Genomic DNA, 22,058 nt, shown 5'->3' with positions numbered 1-22,058 from the left:
CCTCCCCTGTCTGATTGTCGTTGTCCCCATTTTAGCATAGCCTGGCCCATCAGCAAACGTATGTTCGTATAAATGAAAGGCAAATGGCAATCTTTTCCAACTTTTTACACACCACTACCGGCAAGCGTGCTAAACTGGAGACAATATTAAAATATGATGAGAAAGCCGGCTTAACTTTATGCAAAAGAACGAACAGATTCAAATTCTGCAACACCTGGTCAGTCTTAATTCCGTGAATGGTAACGAAGCCGCCGTGGCGAGTTATATTCAAAAATTGTTTGCCAACCATGGTATTGACAGCAAACTCATCCCCTACGCCCCCGACCGGAGCAACCTGATTGCTGAAATCGGTTCGGGGGAGAAGGTCCTAGCCCTGTCCGGTCACCTGGACACCGTCGCCACGGGGGATCCTGCCCAATGGGAATTTCCGCCGTTTGACGCGCACATCGAAAATAACCAACTCTACGGTCGTGGGGCCGCGGATATGAAGAGTGGTCTGGCCGCCATGGTCATCACCTTCCTCACGTTAGCCGACCAAAAGACGACACTCAACGGTCGCTTACGCTTCATCGGGACCGTGGGCGAAGAAAATGGGGCCATGGGCTCTCGGATGTTAACGGAACAAGGTGTTGCCGACGACTTAGACGGGATGGTCATTGGGGAACCCACCGGCGGTAACATCGTTTATGCCCACAACGGGTCGTTGAACTACCACGTCTTCTGCCAAGGTAAGGGCGCGCACAGTTCCATGCCAGAAAAGGGCATTAACGCCATCACCAATTTAATCAAATTCGTGACGGCCGAAGCTACCGCCTTTGACGACGCGCCAGTGAGCCCCGAACTCGGTCCGCTGGTCCACAACGTCACGGTCTTCAACGGGGGCGAACAGGTCAACAGTATCCCCGCCAACGCCGAACTCCAAGGCAATATTCGGCCCATCCCAGAATTCGATAACGCCGCCGTCATCAAGCGGTTAAACGAAGTCGTTGACCGGTTAAACGCGGCGACCAAGGCGACCCTGAAGCTCCACGTTGATTACAGTTTCAAGCCGATCATCAGCGATCAACATGAACCGTTGATTCAACTGACTAAGCAGATTGCCGATGCCGAATTCGGTCACGCCATCAAGTTAGAAGTCATTCACGGGGCCACCGACGCCTCCGAGTTTACCAAGTCGGCGCACACCTTCCCGGTCATGGTTTATGGGGCCGGCGAGTGGTCCGCCGCTCACGCGTTAAATGAATCCGTGGACCTTGATCAATTTATTCACGTCCAACACGTTTACCAACAGTTAGCCGAAAAGTTCTTAGCCTAACGCTGACTCATCGTGACTATCATACAAAAACAGCCCGTCATCATTTGGCGAGCTGCTTTTTTGTTTGAAATAAATTTAATTTACTTGCCCGCGGTGCGGTAATCGTGTTGCCCGAAGTACTGCAACCCCGGTAAGGCTTGTTGATCTAACAACTGACCGACCGTCACGAAGTGGTAGCCCTTAGCCTTCAACTTATGAATGATGGTTGGGACCGCCGCAACGGACTGCGAATGAATGTCGTGCATCAGAATGATGGACCCGCTACGCGTAGCGCCGACCACGGAATTAATATCTTTTTGAGTATTTAAGTAAGCCCAGTCACGGGAATCCACGGACCAGCGAATAATCGGTTGTTCGATGGCGCGACCTTCGGCAGCCGTGATGTTCCCGTACGGTGGCCGAACGTATTCCGGCAACTGTCCCGTGGCTTTGTAAATTGCCTGATTCGTGCGGTTGACCTGACTGACCGTCTTGGCCGTCCCAATGGCGTTAAAGTCGGGATGGTTCCACGAGTGGTTGCCCAGCTCGTTGCCCCCGGCAAGAACGGCGCGAGAAACCTTCGGGTAACGGCTAACGCTTTGGCCCACTTCAAAGAAGGTGGCATGGACCTTATTGGCCTTCAACGTCTTCAACAATCGTGGCGTCAAAGTTGGATCCGGTCCGTCATCAAAGGTTAAGGCCACGACCTTCTTGGCCTTTAGCGGTGTCACCCGGTTCGCCTTGGGTAAGTACTTGTTGACGACCTTTCCCTGAAGTTGCTTGTACGGAATCGTGATGTGCTTAACCTTGAAACTGTTCGGCAGCAGGTTCATCTTGACGCCGTCCTTGGTCAGCGTCGCCTTCTTGGTCATGTTATGCGGCAGTTTAACCTTATAGACGGCCGCGACCCGGCTACTCTTGGCGTGCGTGGTCGTCAAAATCTCTTGGCGTGCCGCTTGGCGAATCGCCGCTAAGCGGTTCGCGTTATGGTTAGTTAGTTGACTAAACGTTACGACCTTGTTTTTGGTCGTCGTCTTAGCTTGTGCCGACGTGAGTCCTAGTCCCGTCATCCCCATAACAGCGGCGACGGCTGCCAAGCTAGTGATCCAGCGTGATGAATAGTGCATAACGATCCCCTCCTCAAAAATTCTTAGCATCCCCATAACTTAGTTTCAGTTTAGCAGGTTTTACCCTAAACGGGGTGGTTAACGCTGTTTGAATTTTGAGGACTGCCACGACATGCATGATTCACTGAACAACCTATGGCCCTTAGCGGTTTAAATGGACCACCGTTTCGGGTTTCTACCATAATTGAAGCTCCGAGTGACCGCCGCTGAACCAATCACTTGGCTAGATTTCGACGAATTCCCTAGATTGCCGAAACGTGTCCCTACCGGGCAGCCCGCTCCGCTTAACCCCGTTAGAGAAAAAATCCAAACCCAGGATTTTATCTACCTGGCGTTGGCGGCATCGAAACGTGTTCCTACCGGGCAACTGGTTCCGCTTAACCCCGTTGGGGAAAAATCCAAGTTCGGGATTTTCTCCCCAACGACGTTAATGCTCGCCAGTTAACCGCCCTTCGGAACACTCTGTAATAAAAAAAGCACCCGACCTTGTCGGCTGCCTAGTTGTCTGCGTCATCGGGTGCGTTTTCCGCCTGGTGATTTTCTCTTAAAACGTCATTCGTACAATCTTCCAGATCTGCTAACACGTCCGCATTGTCTTGTTGCTGGGCCGCCATGTTTTCCGCGACCGCCCACCGTGCTAACGTGTCCGTGATTGGCACAATGTCCTGGATAATGATCATCTGGGCATCGTTTTGATGCTGTTCCTGAATCGTCCGGAAGCTCTCAATGTCCGTAATCAGACGCAAGACCTTCCCCGTATCCTTTTCCACAGATTGAAAGATCACAAAATGTGATTTCTGATTAGCTTCGTCAATGCGTTCCCGCACAATCTGTAATTGCTGATCATTGATGTCTAAGGCCACTCTTTTCACCCCCACGTTCTTTATTCTAACAAAGAACCGTCCTTATTAACCGCAATTATATCGCAAATCGTCTCAAGTGGGGCGTCCTTTTCGTTTCCTTAACAAATTGCCAGCGATTGATAGTCGTGACCCCCGTTTAACACGAGATCACTCGCTACCCGGGCCACTGTTTCACGTGAAACATTGCCGGCGGGGACCGGTTGACCTTCGGCGATAATCGTCGGCGTCGTGGCCGGTGCATCGGTTAACGTCACCGGCCGTAAAATGGTGTACGGGAACTCCGCCTCATCAACCTGCTTGACCGCGTAACGTTGTTGATTCAGATATTCCGGTACGTCGGTAATCCCGGGATAAGTCAACTCGCCACTCACCTCTTGATCCACCCCCGCCGTGCTAAGCATCACAAAGCGCGTTAACGGCAGTTGCTGGCGGTACTGGGTATCGAACAACGCCTCAAAGGCCCAATCGACATCCATCCCCGTTAGGGCCGAGAAAATCACCGGCCGGTCCTGCAAAGCGGGCCCATAGGTGACAGCCTTGTGTAGGTCTCCCGTTAGCTCGGTCACCTGAGCCGCCAGGTCGGCTGGTAAGTGTGTGGTCGCGCCGTGTAAGTAACGCACCGTGGTCTCCGGTTGGGCCACCAATTGGCGCGCCACCGTTACCCCAATCGGATTAACCCCGATAATTAAATAAGTTGTCATCATGATCGCTCCTCTCTTGGTTCCCAGTGTACCAGAAACCCGGAGTCGCGAAAATAGCCGGACAAATTTAGCGAGATATTCCCGTCCCCTCACGAATTCAGTTATAATGAATTCAGGATAGTGTATCCGTTTTCATTGATTAACTAGGAGGTTTTGTGATGACACACGATAAGGTAACAATCGGTAAGACGGACGTTCGGACCACCCCCCTTGGTCTCGGGACCAACGCGGTGGGTGGCTACAACCTCTTCCCCGATTTGCGGGACGAAGACGGCTTGGCGCTGGTCAAGGCCGGGTTAAATCAGGGCATTCAATTACTTGATACGGCCTTCGTTTACGGCATGGGTCACTCCGAAGAATTAGTTGGTCAAGCCATGCACGACTTCGATCGACACAGCTTTGCGTTGGCCACCAAGGGCGCGCAGGACTTTTCTAGTGGCGAACAAATCATCAATAACGACCCGCAGTTTCTGACCCAGCAGGTCGAAACGAGCCTTAAACGCCTCAACACCGATTATTTAGACATCTACTATATTCATTTCCCCGATAAACAAACGCCGAAGGCCGAAGCGGTCGGGGCCCTCCAACGTCTTCGCGAACAGGGGAAAATCCGGGCCATCGGGGTCTCTAACTTTAGCCTCGCACAGGTCAAGGAAGCCAACGCCGACGGGTACGTGGACGTGGTCGAAGACGAATACAGTCTCCTCCACCGCGACCACGAAGCCGACCTCATGCCGTACCTCAAGGATCACCAAATCAGCTTCGTGCCGTATTTCCCATTAGCTTCGGGCCTGCTGACCGGCAAGTACGACCGCACCGTAAGCTTCCCGGCTAACGACATTCGCAGTCAAATCAGCGATTTCCAGGACCCCCGCTACTCCCAGGCCCTAGACGCCATCGATCAAGTGCGCCCCATCGCGACCGCCCATCACGCAACGGTTGCCCAAGTCGTTCTGGCCTGGTACATGCAAAACCCACTCGTCAGCGTGGTCATTCCGGGCGCTAAGCATCCCCAACAGGTCGAGGCCAACGCCCAAGCCTTAGACGTGACCCTAACGGACGCCGACTACCGCCTCATCGATACCGCCTTTGCGGCCTTCAAACACACCGCCAATGGGAAATCCCTCGCGGATCCCGATTAACTGATTTTGCACGTCCCCACTTACTTAGATTAGGCTCGGCACAGCGTCACGGTCTTCACGAATTTTTCTCGTAGACCGTGATACTGTGCCGAGCTTTTTTTAAGGGGTCAATCCCTTAAACCCATTCGGTCTATTTACGAACAATCGTTTTTATATAAAAATCGTAATTCGGAATTGTAATCATTTGGTGGGTGTGATACACTACTTAAGTAAAGAGAGAACGAATAAACCCGAACTATTTCAATAAACGTTCGGGTTTTACTATTGATTTAAGGAGTGCACAGTATGCAACGAATTGCCGAGTATTTTCACTTTAAGGAAAACGGAACGAATTTTAAGACCGAAATGCTGGCGGGGTTAACCACCTTCGTCTCCATGGCCTACATTCTGTTCGTCAATCCCCAGGTCTTAGGGGCTTCTGGGATCAATCAGGGGGCCGTGTTTACCGCAACGGCCTTTGCCTCCGCCTTTGGATGTTTCCTGATGGGGATTCTCGCCAACTACCCCATCGCCATTTCCGCGAGTCTGGGGATTAACGCCTTCTTCGCCTACTCCGTGGTCATTGGGATGAAGGTGCCGTGGGAAACGGCGCTGGCCGGGGTGTTCGTGGCCTCCATCTTATTCATGATTTTAACGGCCTTCAAGTTACGGGAAAAGGTGGTTGACGCCATCCCCCGTGACCTCAAAATGGCCATCAGTGCCGGGATTGGCTTGTTCATTGCCTTCATCGGTCTTAGCGAAGGGGGCATCGTTCAAGCTGATAAGTCGACCTTCTTGACGTTAGGTTCCTTACACGTCGGCAGCACCTGGTTGACCATCTTCGGCCTGTTAGTGACCCTGATTCTGATGAGTGCCCGGATTCCCGGAGCCATCTTCATCGGGATGATTGCCAACTCGATCTTAGGTCTGGTCACCGGGCTGATTCCGATGCCGCATCAAATCATTTCCGGCGTCCCAAGTATCAGTTCGACGTTCATGGTCGGGTTGACCCACGCCGGCAGCATCAACTCCCTGCAACTCATGGTGGTGGTCCTGACCTTCTTACTGGTCACCTTCTTTGACACCACCGGGACGCTGGTCGGGTTGGCCGAACAGGCTGGCCTGGTCAAGAACAACAAGCTACCCCGGATTGGGAAAGCCCTGATGGCCGATTCCAGTACCATGGTGGTCGGTTCGTTGTTAGGGACCTCGCCAATGGGCGCCTTCGTGGAATCCTCCGCGGGGATCGCCGTGGGTGGTCGGACCGGCTTTACCGCCATCACCACCGGGATTCTGTTCATCTTCGGGGCCTTCTTCTCCCCGTTGCTGGCCGTCGTGACCAGCCAAGTCACCGCGCCCGCCCTGATTATCGTCGGGGTGTTGATGGCCCAATCCTTAAAGAACATCCACTGGGAAAAGTTCGAAGTAGCCGCTCCCGCCTTCTTGATTGTGCTGGGCATGCCGCTGACCTACAGTATCTCCGACGGGATCGCGTTAGGGTTCATCACCTACCCGCTGACCATGATTGCCGCTAAGCGTGGCAAGGAGGTCGGCGCAATGATGTACGGCTTGGCCGTCGTCTTCGTCCTGTTCCTCTGGATTTTAAACGCTAAATAATCAGGCTAATTGCCTAAAAAACCGGATCACCCCGTGCAGGGATGGTCCGGTTTTTACGTTATTGCCGCGGTGGTTGATGGCGCACGACTCGATAATAGATGAACTCCATATCCAGTAACAGGGCCACGCCACAGAGTAACATGGTTCCGTCCCACAGCACCCGCCACAAAAAGGCGGTGAACCACGAGCTTGCCACCCCAAAAAAGAGAATATCTGGAATGATAAATAAGACGTACGTAAAGAAGAATTCATCTAAGCGGTCCGTATCGCTCTGATGGGTCCGACGCGTATCACTCAGCCAGTCCCAGTAACGCGCAATGATCCCAGCAGCGCTCCCATTGACCAGCAATACGAAACCGGTCCAAAGCAGTCGTACGAACCAAGTCCCCTTGACGCCAAAACCAAAAAACAGGGCCGTCCCGACGCTCACGGCTAACCCCCACGCTAACTTTTCCGTTAGGTTCATCGGCGCCGGCCCCCATCCGGGTAGCGGGTTCGAATCGCTTTAACGAACCCGGCCTCTAACAAAATTAACGACGAATAAAAGAATTGAAACGCCGCTAAGATGTCAATTATTCCGCCGGACTGAGGCGACGGTAACCAGAAGATCAGCCCCAGAGCAACGACGATTTCCAGCCCTAAATATGTACAAAACTCTAAAGCATTACTCCGATGCTTTGCCCAACCAAAGTCGGCCAGGGGGCGTTTCGGGTCACTAATCACCAAAGCGCCGTAAACATTCACCACCAGCATCGTCATCGCCAGAACTAGTTGTAACTTAACCCCGTTAATCTGTCGAAGCACGCTAGCGACCACCGGCAATAAAATTCCCGTGGTCAAAAGTCCCCAGCGTTGCCATTTTCTCCCCATAAAATCCCCCTACTTCGTCTTCGAATGGCCGTGACGGTACCAGTGACTCAGCGCCGTCGTTAGCGTGAAACACACCGCACTACCCAACGTAACGTCCGCAAATAGTTGGATGTAGTGCCACCAAAAGTACTGGCCTTGCGTCACCAGATCCATCACGCCCTTAAGCACGAACGTCACGGGAATCGTCACGACCCACAGCAGTTCCACTTGGTCGAGCACTTCTCGCCAGAAGAGATGATATTTAAGCATTTTAAAGTTACCTCCGTCCCCTAAGTTAGACTACCGATCTTCGCGACTGCCCTTGAGGCGCCGCCGGTAATCGACCTGCGTCACCCCTAAGATCCCGGTCGTGACCACCAGCATCCAGCTAATGAAGTCCGCCACGTGCCACAGGTTAAACGAGAAGGCCGTGAGCGGCGTTTTTAGGCTATCGCTGATCAGCCAGAACACCCCGATGATGATCACCACCGCCAGTTCCTGTAACGGGTGGAAGTTACGTTGCCACCACTTCTGCGGGTAGGTCGGGGCAACCTTGAGGCAGAACCACAGGATGTACCCCAGGCACAACACTAGTCCTACGAAAGTGCCCACCTTAACGGGCAAGCTATAAGCCAAGTTGAAACTAAAAAAACTAATCACGCCCAGCCCAATGATCCCGGCTAAAGCGGTCACCCAAGTTCGTCGTTGCATGTTATCCCTCCTCATTAATTAGTTTAGCATACCAACCCGTGTCGAAAAAAGGGTCGTTCTATCGCTGGTTTAACACCCATTGCTGATAAACGTCTGGTTGCAGGACGGCCCCCAGAATCATTTGGGTGAGTACGGGTAATCCCGCTTCATCACTCTGCGGTAACTCCGCGTAATGGTACACCGGATCGGTTAGAAAATACCGTAATAAATTAAGGCCCCCCGGTCGTAAAATCCCCTGACGCACCCCCGTCGCCAGTAACGTTTGAATTTGCTGATTAGCCGGATCTTCAGCCTTAGCCGTCGTCATCAGCTTAAACTGCTGGTCGGCCGTTAACAGCCGAATCACCCCGGCCGCCTCCGGGTACGCCGTGGCAAACCGATACAGTGCCGTCACGCTGGTTGCTAACTGGGTGACCAAAGACGCCTGTGGCTCTAACGCCGCCGTCACTGCCACACTTTGTTGGTGGACGGTCGTTACGTATACGGCGTCTAGTAATGCTTGTTTGTTGGCAAAATAAATGTAGAGGTTGGATTGGGGAACCCCTGCCAGTTTGGCCACCTTAGTGGTCGAAAAGTTCGCTAACCCGCCCCGCGCCAGAATGGTGATGGCGGCGGTGAGAATGCGGTGATGTTTCTGTTCGTCTTTAGGTTTCATGCGCAACGACCTCCGTAAAATTTAGTTAAGTCAATTATAGGCGTTGACAAAATATAAGTCTATCTTTTATAATGGTCGCAGTTAAAAGATAGACTTATATTTTATAAAAAAGGAAGTCCGCAATTATGAAAATTGTTTTAACCGGCTCGTTAGGCCACATTAACCGTCCCCTAGTGCAGCAATTGGTTGCCGCCCACCACGCCGTGACCGTTATCAGTCACAGCCCGCAGCGTCAAACCGCCATCCGTGCATTAGGCGCCACCCCCGCCATCGGCAGCATTGCCGACCAGACCTTTTTGACCCGGACCTTTACCGGCGCCGACGCCGTTTATTTGATGATCACCAACGCAACGGGCGGCAATGACCTCTTTGCTGCCGGCCGGCAACAGGCCGACTTGTACGCCAACGCCGTACGGGCGGCTGGCGTCACCCGGGTGGTCAATCTCAGTAGTGTGGGCGCCAACTTGGGACCTGAGGTGGGCTCATTACACATCTATAACATCATCGAAAGCGTCTTGACGCACGAACTTTCTGGCGTGAACCTGACGTTCATTCGGCCGACCGGGATGTTCTATAACCTCTTCAATAACCTAACCAGTATTCAACACGATCACGTCATTTACACCAACAGCGATCTGACCCAACGTAACTCTTGGGTGGCGCCACAGGATATCGCCCCCGTAGTCGCTCAGGCGCTAACGGCCCCGGCTGCCGGTGTGACCAGCCAGTACGTGGCTAGTGACGAACGGAGTTTTACCGAAGTTGCGGCCAGTTTAGGAACCGCCATCGGCCTTCCAGACCTTAAAGCCGTTCAGATCAGTGACGCCACCATGTTGACTAACCTCACCCAAGCCGGCATGCCCACGGAATTTGCGACCCAGTACGTCAAAACCACCGCGTACGAACGTGATCACGACTTTTACGCCGACTATCGGGCTCACCGGCCCGTATTAGGCCCCACTAAGTTGACCGATTTTGCTCAGGAATTTGCCCAAGTCTACGTACAATCATAATCAGACAAAAAGAAATCCAGCCGCTTAAGACTGGATTTCTTTTATTTAACTACTAGAGAATTAACATGAAGAAACTCAAAGAAACGACCGCAAAGATTGTCGTATAGAATTGAGTTGACGCCATTTCGGCTTCCCCAGACTTGTACTTGATTGCTAAACTGGTTGGCATCGTTGCCGTTGGAATGGCTAACGTGACAACGGCGACCCGGATAACATCATCTGGCATTCGTAGAAGCACCATCAGTCCCCAAATCACACAAGGTACGACAATATTTTTGGCTAACGTATTGATTGTAATTTGACGCGTCAACTTCAAATCCCGGCTATAAAGAATAATCCCCGTTGCGAACATTGCTAAACCACCTGAAGACTTCCCTAAAACCGTAAACGTGTTAACGAGTTGTTCTGGAATTTGTAATCCCAGCATAGAGAGAATAAATGCTGACAGCGCCGAAAAAACTAGTGGTTTCTTCAAAGTCTGTTTAACTCGCGCACCAAACGTAACATGTTCCCCACTAATGGAGGCCATCTGTGCAAATATGATTGGCAACAGGACAACGTTAATCATTAAAGTACTAATCCCAATATCAATTGAAGCAATGGATTCAGCAAATAGCAGTGGTAAAATGGCTGATCCAATAAATGGAACAGATGGATCCGCAATTGATAGCGCCCGTAAAACGGAAATTGATTCATCAACATGACGTACTTTTTTCAAGAAGAACCAAACCAGAAGATAAGAACCTAGCATCCCCACAACAATCCAGCAAGCCAACGGAATATCTGCAATGATCACTTTTCGTGGTGTCCCCCAGATTCCCGCAAAAATATTCATGGGTAAGGCATAGTGCAGAACTAAATGAGTTAACTTTTGACTATCTTTTTCTCCAAAATCGCCAATTTTTGCAGCGTACATCCCCAACGCAATAGTTACAACGATGGGAAGTAACGCGAAAATCAAAGTTCCAATCATTTTTGTCGCCTCCGGCCTAATCTTCGTTGACTTTCCGATCGAGGACCTTATTCAAGATACCACCGAAACGATAATCATCAATATCGTCTTGTGAGTCAAACCGTAGTGTCGTTGTAAAGGTTGTCGTATTGCCATGGTCATCCACTGCCGTGACCTGAATATCCTGATCTGGTTTCAAGTTATCTGGAATAGCGATATCATACGTTTCTTTTCCTGTTAGACCAAGCGTTTCCGCACTTTCTCCCGCTTTAAATTGCAGAGGAACTACTCCCATCATGACCAGATTAGACCGATGAATCCGTTCGAAGGATTCGGCAATTACGGCTTTAACCCCCAAGAGTTTCACACCCTTGGCCGCCCAATCACGAGAAGATCCCATGCCATAGTCCTTACCGGCAATCACCAGTAATTCCGTTTCTGCCGCTTGATACTTCTGACTGGCTTCATAAATGGTGGTTAATTTGTTTTCAGGTAGGTAATTAGTGAAACCGCCTTGCTTGCCGTTCGCCAATTGATTATGCAGACTGTAGTTGGCTAACGTTCCTCGAACCATAACGTGATGGTTACCTCGCCGACTACCATAGGTATTAAAATCAACTTCGGATAACCCCTTTTTGGTCAGGTACTGTCCGGCCGGCGTAGATTTCAAAATAGCTCCGGCAGGGGAAATATGGTCCGTCGTCACGGAATCGGCAACTTTAGCTAAGACCCGCATATTCTTAAAGCGTGGCAGTTTGTTAATATGTTTAATCTGATCATCAAAGTACGGCGGATTAGCAATATACGTAGACTGGTCATCCCAATCAAACGTAGCCGAATGACCAACCTTCAGTTCATTCCATTCCTTGGTTCCTTTGAAAATGTCGTTATAAACCTTCCGATAGATAGCCGTCGAAACGTATTTCTTTTCATACTGATTAATTTCCTCAGTAGATGGCCAAATATCTTTCAGATAAACATCCTGACCATTTTGATCTTTTCCAATTGGGTCCTTCTGTAAATCAACCCGGACATTTCCTGCCAGCGAGTACGCCACAACTAAGATAGGCGAAGCTAAGTAATTCGACTTAATGTTAGGGTGAACCCGACTTTCGAAGTTACGATTACCACTCTCTACGGCCACCGTGACTAAATCCTTCCGTCGAGCAATCAGCTCTTCCAAGGCTGGATCTAATTTCCCGGAATTTCCAATACAAGTCGTGCAACCAAAAGCAACAATGTTAAACCCTAACTGATCAAGGTAAGTTAATAATCCAGCCGCTTCCAGATATTCTTTGACGGCTTGAGAACCAGGTGCAAAAGAATGTTTTAACTTGGCGGGAATCTTCATTCCCTTTTCTACTGCCTTTTTTGCTAACAAAGCTGCCCCAATCAAAACCGTTGGGTTAGACGTATTCGTGCAACTCGTAATCGCGGATAGTAGAATATCTCCCGCCTGAACGTCGACCGTTTCACCGGTGCTTAATGTCACTTCTTCATGATTGTCAAGCGCTTGTGGCTCTAACCCAAATCCATGATTACCATTGGGCGCTGAGATGGATTCCGCAAAGGCTTGAGGAACATCATTCAACTTAACCAAGTCTTGTGGACGTTTAGGCCCGACAACGCTTGTCGTCACCTTCGATAAATCAATTTTAATCACTTCAGAGTATTGAATTTTATCCTGCTCGTCAGCTTGATAGTACAAATCATTGTTATGTAAGTATTCATTAACTAATTTAATTTGATCAGCATCGCGTCCCGTCAATTCCAAGTAATCCGTTGCGTGTTGATCAAATGGGAAGTAGCCACAAGTTGACCCATACTCTGGCGACATATTCGCAATAGTTGCTCGATCTGCAACAGTTAGCTGTTCATAACCTGTGCCAAAGTATTCAACAAACTTACCAACTAAGTTAGTTTGTCGTAATCGATTGGTAATCGTTAAGGCAAGATCCGTTGCTACCACGCCAGATGGCAGTTTTCCTGTCAGTTGAACCCCCACAACTTTTGGAATTAGAAAACTTGAAGCTGTCCCCAGCATGGCTGCTTCGGCTTCAATTCCACCAACACCCCAACCAAGGACCCCGATCCCATTAATCATAGTGGTATGAGAATCTGTTCCAAATACACTATCGGGATAAAGCAACGTTGCACCATCGACCACTTTTTTCTGAACAATCGGTGATAAATATTCCAAGTTAATCTGATGAATAATTCCAGTATCTGGTGCCACTGCATGAAAATTCTTAAAAGAATTTTGCGCCCACTTAATCATTTCATAACGTTCATGATTCCGTTCAAATTCCTTTTTCGTGTTGTAAGCAAAGGCTGCCGCGTTGCCGGCTTTATCAATTTGAACAGAGTGATCAACCACTAAATCTACTGGAATTTCTGGATTAATTTTTTCCGGACTCATTCCCATTTTTTCAGAAGCACTTCGCAGTGAAGCTAAATCGACAATTGCTGGTACCCCCGTCAAATCTTGCAAAATAATGCGTGACGGATAAAAATCTACCGTTTTATCCGCATTCTTTTCCCAATTTAAGACGTCCTGAACGTTGTTCTCTAAATCTTCGTCATGACTATTTCGAACTACATTTTCCAACAAAACTCTAATTGTATAGGGCAAAGTTTCCAAGTCAACGCCGTGATCCATAGCGACTTTTTTAATATCGTAAAATTGATTACCCGTCTTTGATTCTGTTAAATAGGTTGCTTTTTTCACTGTAGCTTCCTTCTTCCAATATTTTGTGGGGGGACAATTATTGGTTAATCGGTATAATCGACGATTAAGCTAGCTGGTTCGGTACATCTCCTTTAATTGACGTTTTGAAACAAATTGAGCATTCCGTAGATTGTATCCGATTACATTTGCCAATATTAATAAATGCTGATTCTAAATAATCGTTAACAACTACGACAACCGCCGCTAAAAATGAGAGCTTCATGCTTTAAAATCATCACATGTATCAGCTTTCACAAATTATCATATCACAAATCATATTATCTTGTTAACTTTTTTAAAAAATAATTGTATTTTTTTAAAAATACAAACGTATTTGTATATTTACAGCGTGATGTTTATCTTTATCAATCATAACTATTTTTACTATTATGAGTTTTCTATGACAAATAATTTAATCAACCAAAATACCAACAATTATTTAGTCACTTGCACCATTGATTTATCTAGAGATTCCGAACGTTAATAAAAATATTATTTTCGTTTTATCTAGCATTCTATAAATTGAACTATCAACTGCCTTAGTCTATTTCCCATATTGGTCTATGGCCGTTCACTACCACAGGGCTTATACTTAACTCAGCATATTACATAGAAGGAGTTTTCAAATTCATGAAATTTATGACTAGCGACCACGTCCGCCTCGACTACAGCGATACCGCCACAACCGGGCAGCCCGTGATCTTACTCACCGGTATCGGCGGCGCTAAGGAAATTTGGGCCGACCAAATCACCTGGCTCAGCACCCAAGGATACCGGGTCTTGGCCCTCGACGCCCGCAATCAAGGCGCCTCCCAACACACGGTTAAGGGGCGACGCATGACCCGCCACGCGTTAGACCTACACGATTTCATCATCCAACTGGGACTCAATCACCCGTTATTAATGGGCAACTCCATGGGGGCCGCCACCCTGTGGGCTTACGTGTCGCTGTTTGGTGACGCCGAACTTGCCGGAATCATCGACGTCGACCAGAGTCCTAAGATGATCAACGATGACACCTGGAACTTCGGCTTTACCGACCTGACCTGGGATACCTTTCCGACCCTGTTGCAGTTTCCCCTGGGTTCGGCAACCTTTACCCACATCGCCGACACCACTTACGCGGACGTCAAAAAGGCTGAGGCCGGTCACCCTTACGATGCCGAACTCAACCTTCCCTTCCTATTAGACCACGCGTTTCAAGACTGGCGCGATATCATCGCTCAACTCCACGTGCCCTTTTTCATTATTGCTGGCGAAAAATCACCCTACTTCAACCCCCAGTTTGCGGCGGTCACGGCATCCCTCGCCGCCCACGGTTCCAGCGTGGGCATCGCCAACAGCGGCCACATCGTGATGGCCGAGCAACCCGCCGCCTTTAATCGGGAACTGGGGCAATTCCTGCAAACCCTCTAAACGTCGGCCGCCAGGATTCGTTGTGCGATGGCTTCGTTTAAGACGATGTCCGTGACCAATTTCCCGCGCAAAGCCCCTAACGCCGCATCGGTCTTGAACTTATTACGGATCACGCCCAACCGGCGCGGCGTCCGTAATAGTTGGTCGAGTGGTAACCCGACCGTCTTGTCGGCGCCCTGGTTCAAGAAGTTACCGTCGACGTCGTAGGGCCGGCCGTACAGGATGCCGGCGATGCGGTCGGCAGGTACGTTCGGGAAGATGTCCCCGTAGTGTTCCTGCCAGACGGGAATCGATTCGATGGAGGCCAACGTCCCGAACCCGCAGAACAAAGCGTCCATCTGGGCGGCCTGAGTAAACGCCGGTTTTAGGGCCGGTTCCTGCGGGAGTGCCGCGCGAATCTGGTCGTTAATCACGTACAACGGGCTGGCCAACGTGACGTAATGGCTGCCGTAGCGGGCCGCGGCCTTCTCCACCATCTGGCGGGAACCGGCAACCGAACTGTACTTCATGTTATCGCCGACGAACTGGGTAAACGTCAGGTCGTTTCTGACTTTACCATTGAGCTGGTCGATGATGCTAAAGACCGTGCTGCCCCAGGCCACCCCGACCACGTGTGACTGTTCGATCAACGTCTGGACCTGCATCGCGGCGTATTGCACGATGTTGTCCGCGTCTTCCGCCGGATTCTCGGCGTTAAACAGGATGGCCACGTTGGGAACCCCGAAGCGCCGTTTAAACTCGGCCTCCAACGCCACGTTGCGGGCGATCGGGTCGTTGACGGAAATGGTGACCACCCCACTCTTCAGGGCCTCATCCAGGTGTTTAGTAATTAAGTAACGACTTAAGTGGTATTTAGTGGATAGATCGGCAATTGAAAGTTGGGACAGATAGTAGTCCTGGGCAATCAAGGCCAACAACTTTTGATGTGAAATATCGTCCATGTGGCGTTCCTCCTACGCGAATTTTTGCTTGTAAGATGATTTTACCACAGAAATCGTTTTAAAAAATGTAAAAATAACTGGTATTTTTTGAATTTTTTAAAATTTCGGCGTATGCTAGAAGTGGATTGAAATTCGGAAAGAAGGACGTCAGAATATGGCTGATTTAAACGAAATTATCAAATTACACGAACGCGCAACGGGGGTTCTAGACATTAGCTCCGAACTGCCCGTCAAGAACGCCGCCGACCTCGGCAAGGCCTACACGCCTGGCGTCGCTGGGATCTCCAAGTTGATTGCCGCTCAACCCGAGATGAAACGCAAACTTACTTTAAGCGGTAAGTTGGTGGCCGTGGTCACCGACGGCTCCGCGGTCCTCGGCCTCGGGAACATCGGCCCCGCCGGTGGGTTACCCGTCGTTGAAGGGAAATCGTTACTCTACAAGGATTTAGCGGGCGTCAATGCCCTGCCCATCGCCGTCGACCAAGTACCCGTCGACGAATTCGTCGCCACCATTAAGAACACCGCTAAGAGTTTTGCCGGGATTCACCTGGAAGATATCGCCGCACCCCGGTGTTTTGAAATTGAAGATAAGCTCAAGCAGGTCTTAGACATCCCCGTCTACCACGACGACCAGGAAGGGACCGCCATCGTGGTCCTAGCCGGCTTGATCAACGCCGCTAAGGTAGCGGGCAAGGCCTTAACCGACCTCAAAGTCGTGGTCAACGGCGTCGGGGCTTCCGGAATTGCCACGGCTAAACTCCTCTACGCCGCGGGAATTCACCACTTGACCCTGGTCGACAAACTCGGCCTGGTCACCCCCGACGATACCGACTACAACGCCTATCAACGTGGCCTAGCCCAACAAGTCGGGGAAACCCGCACGGCTAAGACACCGTTAGCCGACGTCATGGCCGACCAGGACGCCTTTATCGGTTTATCCGACGCTCACGTGCTGACCGGAACCGACGTCGACCACATGGCTGCCGACCCGATCATCTTCGCGTTAGCCAACCCCGTTCCCGAAATCGACCCACAGGAAGCTCACGACCACCACGTTGGCGTCATGGCCACCGGCTCGAGCCAGTACCCGAACCAGGTCAACAACATCCTGGTCTTCCCCGGATTATTCTCCGGTCTGTTAGCGTCCGGCCTGACCGCCGTGAACGCCGACCTGGAAGCCAGCGTGGCTCACGCCTTAGCCGCCATGATTGCCCAACCAACCGCCGATAAGATCATCCCCAGCGTCTTCGATGACGGCGTCGTGGCGACGGTCACGGCCGCGGTCGAAGCGTTTGCTAAAAAGGACTAGACTAGAGTTTGTCTTAAAAGACTAATCTGGAAGATTCAGCGCTTCTGGGCCAGTCAGAAACGGGCTGGAACGGGGTGGGCACGGCTTCAAGCCCACAAACCAGGTCTTGAAGACCGACCTTTGTCTAGGCCGGTAAAAGACACCGGCCAACACAAATTTCATCCCTGAGCCCATTTCTGACTGGCCCTCCAGCTTACAACGAGTTATAACAACGACTAAACCAGATTTTTTCAACTGAGAGGTCATGAATGGTCATTTAACTCTGAACCTGAGTTTTAAGACGGACCCTAGTATTTCTACCTCTTTAGACACCTTCACTACCTAACCATTCACTTCAGAAAGGGGCTTGCCCGATGCAACCCGAGATCATTGACCTGTATTTATCCGACAGTGCCACCCGTAAACAGTGGCAGGACCTGCTCACCGACCTGGGCATCACCAACTTTGCTGCCAGCGAAACGGCCCACCTGGACCACACCGTTGGCATTTTCGAGGGTGATAAGCTGGTGGCCACCGGTTCCACGGCCGGTAACGTTATCAAATACGTGGGGGCTTGCCACAAGAACAGCGAGGCTGGCGCCTATTTCAACGCCATCCTGTCCGCGCTCCTAAACGACCTCGCGCAACGCCAAATCTTCCACGTCTTCGTCTTCACTAAGCCGAAATACGTGGCCAGTTTCGAATACGTCGGCTTCCACGCTCTGGCCCAGACCGATAGTGGTGCCATCCTGGAAACCGGTGATACTAGTGTCCACGACTACGTGGCCGACCTCCCAAAGATCGACCACCAGGACCAGGCTAAAGTCGCCGGTATCGTGATGAACGCCAACCCGTTCACCCTGGGGCACCGCTACCTAATTGAGACCGCCGCTAAAGAAAACGACCTGGTCTACGTCTTCGTGGTCAACACCGACGCATCGCTCTTTACCACGGCTGAACGCCAGCAATTGGTTACGGCCGGCACCGCCGACTTGCCCAACGTGCGCGTGGTCAACGGTAGCGACTACATGGTCAGTTACGCGACCTTCCCGGCCTACTTCTTACCCACGCCGGAGGCCGCCATTCGCTTCCAAACGCAGCTGGACGCCCAGCTCTTTAAGACCCAGATTGCCCAACCACTGAATTTGACCACCCGCTACCTGGGGAGCGAGCCGTTCTCCAAGACCACGGGAATCTACAACCACGTTCTCCAGGAAATCTTACCGCCGGCAGTCGCCGTTAAGATCGTTGACCGTAAAGCCGTCAACGACCAACCCATCACGGCCACGGCGGTCCGCCAAGCCATTGCGGACAACACCGTAACCACCGTGGCGGCCAGCTTACCGGCCACCACGTTACAGTTCATTCAAGCCAACCTGCCGATGCTCCAGGCCCGGATTACCGCCGGTCAACGCATCGCCGGGAACTAAGAAAGGAAGTTTTGGTGATGTCTAACGCCACCTTTGCTACCGGGGATCCGCAAGACATTCCCGCCGTTTTGGCCAACAAGGACCACCGCGCGGCCCTGCAACGTCATCTGGTCACCGCTCATCCGGACCAGGCCGTCTTGGCACTGAAACTCAACATCCCGGGGCCCATCAAAAACAACGCCCGGTTAACGGCTACGTTTAACGCCGGACTAGCAGCCTTTGAACAGGTCTTACACGACCACAATCTGACTTATCAGCCGGTCGAGCAGTGGGATCACCCGACCGGTCCGGAAGCCTTTTTACTCAGTCCCGCCGCAGCCACCACGTTGAAGGCCGTCGCCGTGACCTTCGAGGATCACCATCCGCTAGGTCGGCTCTTCGACATCGACGTGCTGACCAGCCAACAGACCGGCCCCCTGAGTCGCCAAGACACCGGCTTGCCGGTGCGGCGCTGCTTTATCTGCGATCAGCCGGCCAAGGTCTGCGCCCGGTCGCGCGCTCACAGCGTCGCCGACTTGCAGGCGGCCATCGATCAGGCCATCACCACCTACTTCGACGAACAGGAGACCGACTAATGCCCACCCGTGACCCCGCCGTTTTAAACGCGACCCGCGCCTTGCTCTACGAGGTGTCCGTGACTCCCAAACCGGGGTTAGTGGACCCCGCCGACGTGGGCCCGCACCCCGACATGGACGTCTTTACCTTTATCGATAGCGCCACGGCCTTAGAAGACTACTGGACAACCTGCTTTGCGACCGGTCGGGCCTTTACCAACACCGCCTTGCCGGACCTCTTTCACCAGATTCGTCCGGCCGGAGTCGCCGCCGAAGCCGCCATGTTTCACGCGACCCACGGGGTTAACACCCATAAGGGCGCGGTCTTTTCCCTGGGGGTCATCGTGGCCGCCACGGGCTATCAAACCCGCACGGCGCCCTACGATACCTCGCAGGTCCTCACAACCGTTCAAGCGATGCTCCACGGCTTAACCACCAACGACTTCGCCGGTCTGGCCCAGAAACCGTCTGCTCAACTAACGGCCGGGGAACGCCAGTACCTGAAGTACGGGACGACCGGCATTCGCGGTCAGGCCGAAGCCGGGTTCCCGGTGGTCGCCACCGTGAGCCTACCCTACCTGCGGCAAAGTCAGGGCACCCGCACGCAGCGGTTGCTAAACACCCTGCTGACCATCGTGGCCCACACCGCCGATAGCAATTTAATCAAGCGCGCGGGCACCGATACCATCGTCCCCTGGGCCCAACAAACGGCCCAAGCAATCCTGACTGCCGGTGGGTGTCAAACACCGACCGGTCAAGCCCAACTTACCGAGATGAATCGCATCTTTAAAGCTAAGAATCTCAGTTTGGGTGGGTCGGCCGACCTGTTGATCCTGACGATTTACTTTGGACTCATGGAACAGATTCTCTAATCAAAAATGACTTCATCAACGGTTAAAGTTGGTGAAGTCATTTTTAAGTCTCGTGTTAGTAACCTGCTTGCCGGTACTGTCGCCCAATCTGACGTTCCAATGCTAAGAGTTTCAACGGATTCAACCGCCGTAACTGGGCGGAATCGTACCGTAAGTCTAGTTGATCCGCATTAACCGGCGTGGCCGTTTGCACCCCGTCGAGACCCATCAAGGCGGCCTGCACAGTTTGGCGCAAGGCCGGCTGCTGCGGCCACACCGCCGAGGTCAACGTAATCTGACCATGGTCGGGATGTTGCAAGTCAATCTGATACTTCCGTAGGTACCGAGCAAACAATTCTTCTGGATTCATGGCGCCACCTTCCAATAATAGTTGTCTTTATTGTGCCAGAGGGGTCCACCAAAAACAACGTCCAACCTAATTTCGCTGCAACCAAGCCCGTTTTGCCCAGTGCCCCGCCAACAATATCGGCCCCAACAGCAACAACCAAAACGTGACCCACAGGTGCTCGCAGAACACGTAGATCGGATTCAAGATGTCGTCGGTGGTCTGCGTGTTCCCCGACATGTACAGCCACGGATTGGCCTGCAAGCCACTGGGCGTCCACTTCCGGGCCGTGTGGTGCTGGGCCAGATCCTGCTCGTGTAACGCCAGCGCCCGGTTTTTGTACGATTCCATCCGCTCATCATCCCGACTATACAGACCGGCATACCATTGCCGCAACCACGGGTAACCCGCCAACCAGCTTACCAGAACCCATCCCGTAAACCAATTCAACGGTAACTGCCAGCCCTGCGCCGTATGTTGAAGGTTCCAGGTCAGCAAGAGGGCCATGATGACCACACTCTTTACTAAATTCCATATGTATTGTCGAACACGCATCCGATCACGCCCTTTGAAATTAGTCTGATTATAGGCCGCGCCCCCGGCGGAAACAAGCGTTAAATTCCCCCATTACACAAAAACCCCGTCCACCGGCCAACGCCAGTAAACGGGTTTTTACTTACACTTTATTAATCTTCATGATGGTGGCGCAGCCCGAACAACACGCTGATAAACTCGCGTTGGATCTCGTTAGGCAAGAAGTTCTTGCGCACGACCAACGACATGTTAAAGCGGTCGGCGACCGGGTCGCTCAAGCGTAAAGCCACGACTTTATCGCTAGAGTTGACGGTGTCGCCCACGATCAGGCTGACACCGAACCCGGAGGCCACCAACGCCTTAATCAGCGAGATGTTGGGCGTGTTGTACACGATGCGCGGGTCAAACCCCGCAAACTGACTGTAGTCGCGTAACGCCTGGGGATGCACGAACTTGCCCGTTAACGAGATGAAGTTCTCGTTAGCCAGTTCCGCAAACGCAATCCGTTTACGGGTCGCCAAGCGGTGTTCCGGGCTAACCAGCGCCCGAAACTCGTGGGCCCCCAACAACGTGGCATCGAGGCCGCGTTCATTGAGCGGACGAACCGACCCCAGTAACGCCACGTCGATTTTGCCGGCCAGCAACTCCTGGAGTAAGTACCCCGACCCCATTTCCAAGGTCTCCACGTACTTTAACAGCCCCCGGGAGAATAATTCCCCCGCCACCAACGGAAACCACAGGGTCCCGATGATGGGCGGCATGCCGAAACGAATCGTGGATTGGTCCGCGCGTTGGACCTCGCTGTGTGCTAAGTCCAAGTCCTTTAACACCATCTGCGCGCGTTGATAGAGCATCAACCCCGGTCGGGTGATGGTCAACGTGTTATGAGCGCGGTCGCGTTGGACCAACGTGGCGTTAAATTCCGTTTCCAGTCGCTTGACCGCCACCGTAATGGTGGGTTGGCTGACCGAGAAACGTGCGGCAACGGCGGTGTAGTTCTTCAACTCCACCAACGCTGAGAAATAGGCTAAGTCTCGTGTATTCACTATGCTGCCCCCATCTGCCAA

23 protein-coding genes are annotated in these 22,058 nt (G+C 51.8%); 9 read left to right on the top strand and 14 right to left on the bottom strand.

From position 1 onward, the window contains the following. Positions 1-178 precede the first annotated feature (178 nt). The gene (locus FD25_RS06455) at positions 179-1,315 is read left to right on the top strand and encodes an ArgE/DapE family deacylase (protein WP_057802535.1); all 1,137 of its coding nucleotides are present in this window, start codon (positions 179-181) and stop codon (positions 1,313-1,315) included. Between the two features lie 80 nt (positions 1,316-1,395). On the opposite strand, the gene FD25_RS06450 is transcribed toward FD25_RS06455, so the two are convergent. From FD25_RS06450 to FD25_RS06435, 3 genes are all read right to left on the bottom strand, one after another. Continuing rightward, the gene (locus FD25_RS06450) at positions 1,396-2,421 is read right to left on the bottom strand and encodes a polysaccharide deacetylase family protein (RefSeq protein ID WP_057802534.1); all 1,026 of its coding nucleotides are present in this window, start codon (positions 2,419-2,421) and stop codon (positions 1,396-1,398) included. 497 nt (positions 2,422-2,918) lie between these two features. Continuing rightward, entirely contained in the window at positions 2,919-3,284 is a 366-nt protein-coding gene (locus FD25_RS06440) for a hypothetical protein (RefSeq protein ID WP_057802531.1), read from the bottom strand. A 98-nt stretch (positions 3,285-3,382) separates the two neighbouring features. After that, positions 3,383-3,985: an SDR family oxidoreductase gene (locus FD25_RS06435; RefSeq protein ID WP_057802529.1), complete on the bottom strand. Its 603-nt coding sequence runs from the start codon at positions 3,983-3,985 to the stop codon at positions 3,383-3,385. Between the two features lie 158 nt (positions 3,986-4,143). On the opposite strand from FD25_RS06435, the gene FD25_RS06430 reads away from it, so the two are divergent. Next, on the top strand, positions 4,144-5,127 hold the full coding sequence (locus tag FD25_RS06430; protein ID WP_057802527.1) for an aldo/keto reductase: 984 nt from the start codon (positions 4,144-4,146) through the stop codon (positions 5,125-5,127). 285 nt (positions 5,128-5,412) lie between these two features. Continuing rightward, positions 5,413-6,723: an NCS2 family permease gene (locus FD25_RS06425; protein WP_057802526.1), complete on the top strand. Its 1,311-nt coding sequence runs from the start codon at positions 5,413-5,415 to the stop codon at positions 6,721-6,723. A 58-nt stretch (positions 6,724-6,781) separates the two neighbouring features. On the opposite strand, the gene FD25_RS06420 is transcribed toward FD25_RS06425, so the two are convergent. The 5 genes from FD25_RS06420 to FD25_RS06400 are packed head-to-tail and all read right to left on the bottom strand — an operon-like array spanning position 6,782 to position 8,938. Further along, positions 6,782-7,189 carry a hypothetical protein gene (locus tag FD25_RS06420; RefSeq protein ID WP_057802524.1) on the bottom strand — a complete coding sequence of 136 codons (408 nt, stop codon included), beginning with the start codon at positions 7,187-7,189 and terminating at the stop codon, positions 6,782-6,784. Further along, positions 7,186-7,593: a hypothetical protein gene (locus FD25_RS06415; RefSeq protein WP_057802522.1), complete on the bottom strand. Its 408-nt coding sequence runs from the start codon at positions 7,591-7,593 to the stop codon at positions 7,186-7,188. The genes FD25_RS06420 and FD25_RS06415 overlap by 4 nt, the downstream gene beginning before the upstream one ends. Positions 7,594-7,602: 9 nt before the next feature. Continuing rightward, positions 7,603-7,842, bottom strand: a complete 240-nt coding sequence (locus FD25_RS06410) for a hypothetical protein (RefSeq protein WP_057802520.1) — start codon at positions 7,840-7,842, stop codon at positions 7,603-7,605. Positions 7,843-7,872: 30 nt separating this feature from the next. Further along, a complete protein-coding gene (locus FD25_RS06405; RefSeq protein ID WP_057802518.1) occupies positions 7,873-8,283 on the bottom strand; it encodes a hypothetical protein in 411 nt (136 codons plus the stop codon). 58 nt (positions 8,284-8,341) lie between these two features. Then, positions 8,342-8,938 carry a TetR/AcrR family transcriptional regulator gene (locus FD25_RS06400; RefSeq protein WP_057802515.1) on the bottom strand — a complete coding sequence of 199 codons (597 nt, stop codon included), beginning with the start codon at positions 8,936-8,938 and terminating at the stop codon, positions 8,342-8,344. Between the two features lie 125 nt (positions 8,939-9,063). Here FD25_RS06400 and FD25_RS06395 point away from each other — a divergent pair, with 125 nt between their 5' ends. Then, complete coding sequence (locus FD25_RS06395) at positions 9,064-9,951, top strand: NAD(P)H-binding protein (RefSeq protein WP_057802513.1); 888 nt, start codon at positions 9,064-9,066, stop codon at positions 9,949-9,951. A 52-nt stretch (positions 9,952-10,003) separates the two neighbouring features. On the opposite strand, the gene FD25_RS06390 is transcribed toward FD25_RS06395, so the two are convergent. Both FD25_RS06390 and acnA read right to left on the bottom strand, forming a co-directional pair. After that, the gene (locus tag FD25_RS06390; RefSeq protein WP_057802511.1) at positions 10,004-10,924 is read right to left on the bottom strand and encodes an AEC family transporter; all 921 of its coding nucleotides are present in this window, start codon (positions 10,922-10,924) and stop codon (positions 10,004-10,006) included. A 16-nt stretch (positions 10,925-10,940) separates the two neighbouring features. Then, entirely contained in the window at positions 10,941-13,631 is a 2,691-nt protein-coding gene (gene acnA, locus FD25_RS06385; protein WP_057802509.1) for an aconitate hydratase AcnA, read from the bottom strand. 630 nt (positions 13,632-14,261) lie between these two features. On the opposite strand from acnA, the gene FD25_RS06380 reads away from it, so the two are divergent. After that, positions 14,262-15,047, top strand: a complete 786-nt coding sequence (locus tag FD25_RS06380) for an alpha/beta fold hydrolase (protein WP_057802507.1) — start codon at positions 14,262-14,264, stop codon at positions 15,045-15,047. Here the strand turns inward: FD25_RS06380 and FD25_RS06375 are convergent. After that, complete coding sequence (locus FD25_RS06375) at positions 15,044-15,988, bottom strand: sugar-binding transcriptional regulator (protein ID WP_057802504.1); 945 nt, start codon at positions 15,986-15,988, stop codon at positions 15,044-15,046. The genes FD25_RS06380 and FD25_RS06375 overlap by 4 nt on opposite strands. A 154-nt stretch (positions 15,989-16,142) precedes the next feature. Here FD25_RS06375 and FD25_RS06370 point away from each other — a divergent pair, with 154 nt between their 5' ends. The 4 genes from FD25_RS06370 to citG all read left to right on the top strand — a co-directional run bounded on the left by FD25_RS06370 (position 16,143) and on the right by citG (position 20,132). After that, the gene (locus FD25_RS06370) at positions 16,143-17,297 is read left to right on the top strand and encodes an NAD(P)-dependent malic enzyme (protein ID WP_057802502.1); all 1,155 of its coding nucleotides are present in this window, start codon (positions 16,143-16,145) and stop codon (positions 17,295-17,297) included. 353 nt (positions 17,298-17,650) lie between these two features. Next, positions 17,651-18,706: a [citrate (pro-3S)-lyase] ligase gene (gene citC / locus FD25_RS06365; protein WP_057802500.1), complete on the top strand. Its 1,056-nt coding sequence runs from the start codon at positions 17,651-17,653 to the stop codon at positions 18,704-18,706. Between the two features lie 17 nt (positions 18,707-18,723). Further along, the gene (citX, locus tag FD25_RS06360) at positions 18,724-19,281 is read left to right on the top strand and encodes a citrate lyase holo-[acyl-carrier protein] synthase (RefSeq protein WP_057802498.1); all 558 of its coding nucleotides are present in this window, start codon (positions 18,724-18,726) and stop codon (positions 19,279-19,281) included. After that, positions 19,281-20,132 (top strand): triphosphoribosyl-dephospho-CoA synthase CitG, encoded by an 852-nt coding sequence (gene citG / locus FD25_RS06355; RefSeq protein WP_057802496.1) that lies wholly within the window; start codon positions 19,281-19,283, stop codon positions 20,130-20,132. The genes citX and citG overlap by 1 nt, the downstream gene beginning before the upstream one ends. Before the next feature lie 55 nt (positions 20,133-20,187). Here the strand turns inward: citG and FD25_RS06350 are convergent, their stop codons facing one another. The 3 genes from FD25_RS06350 to FD25_RS06340 form a co-directional block, all read right to left on the bottom strand. After that, the gene (locus FD25_RS06350; RefSeq protein WP_057802494.1) at positions 20,188-20,481 is read right to left on the bottom strand and encodes a hypothetical protein; all 294 of its coding nucleotides are present in this window, start codon (positions 20,479-20,481) and stop codon (positions 20,188-20,190) included. A 66-nt stretch (positions 20,482-20,547) separates the two neighbouring features. Then, positions 20,548-21,012, bottom strand: coding sequence for a hypothetical protein (locus FD25_RS06345; RefSeq protein WP_146999941.1), 465 nt, complete (start codon positions 21,010-21,012; stop codon positions 20,548-20,550). Positions 21,013-21,143: 131 nt separating this feature from the next. Next, the gene (locus FD25_RS06340; RefSeq protein ID WP_057802490.1) at positions 21,144-22,037 is read right to left on the bottom strand and encodes a LysR family transcriptional regulator; all 894 of its coding nucleotides are present in this window, start codon (positions 22,035-22,037) and stop codon (positions 21,144-21,146) included. Between the last annotated feature and the right edge of the window lie 21 nt (positions 22,038-22,058).

This window comes from Levilactobacillus acidifarinae DSM 19394 = JCM 15949 (assembly GCF_001434835.1).
Classification (GTDB): domain Bacteria; phylum Bacillota; class Bacilli; order Lactobacillales; family Lactobacillaceae; genus Levilactobacillus; species Levilactobacillus acidifarinae.
The sequence above is the reverse complement of the archived record's forward strand: the minus strand, read 5'-3'. Positions and strand labels throughout refer to the sequence as shown.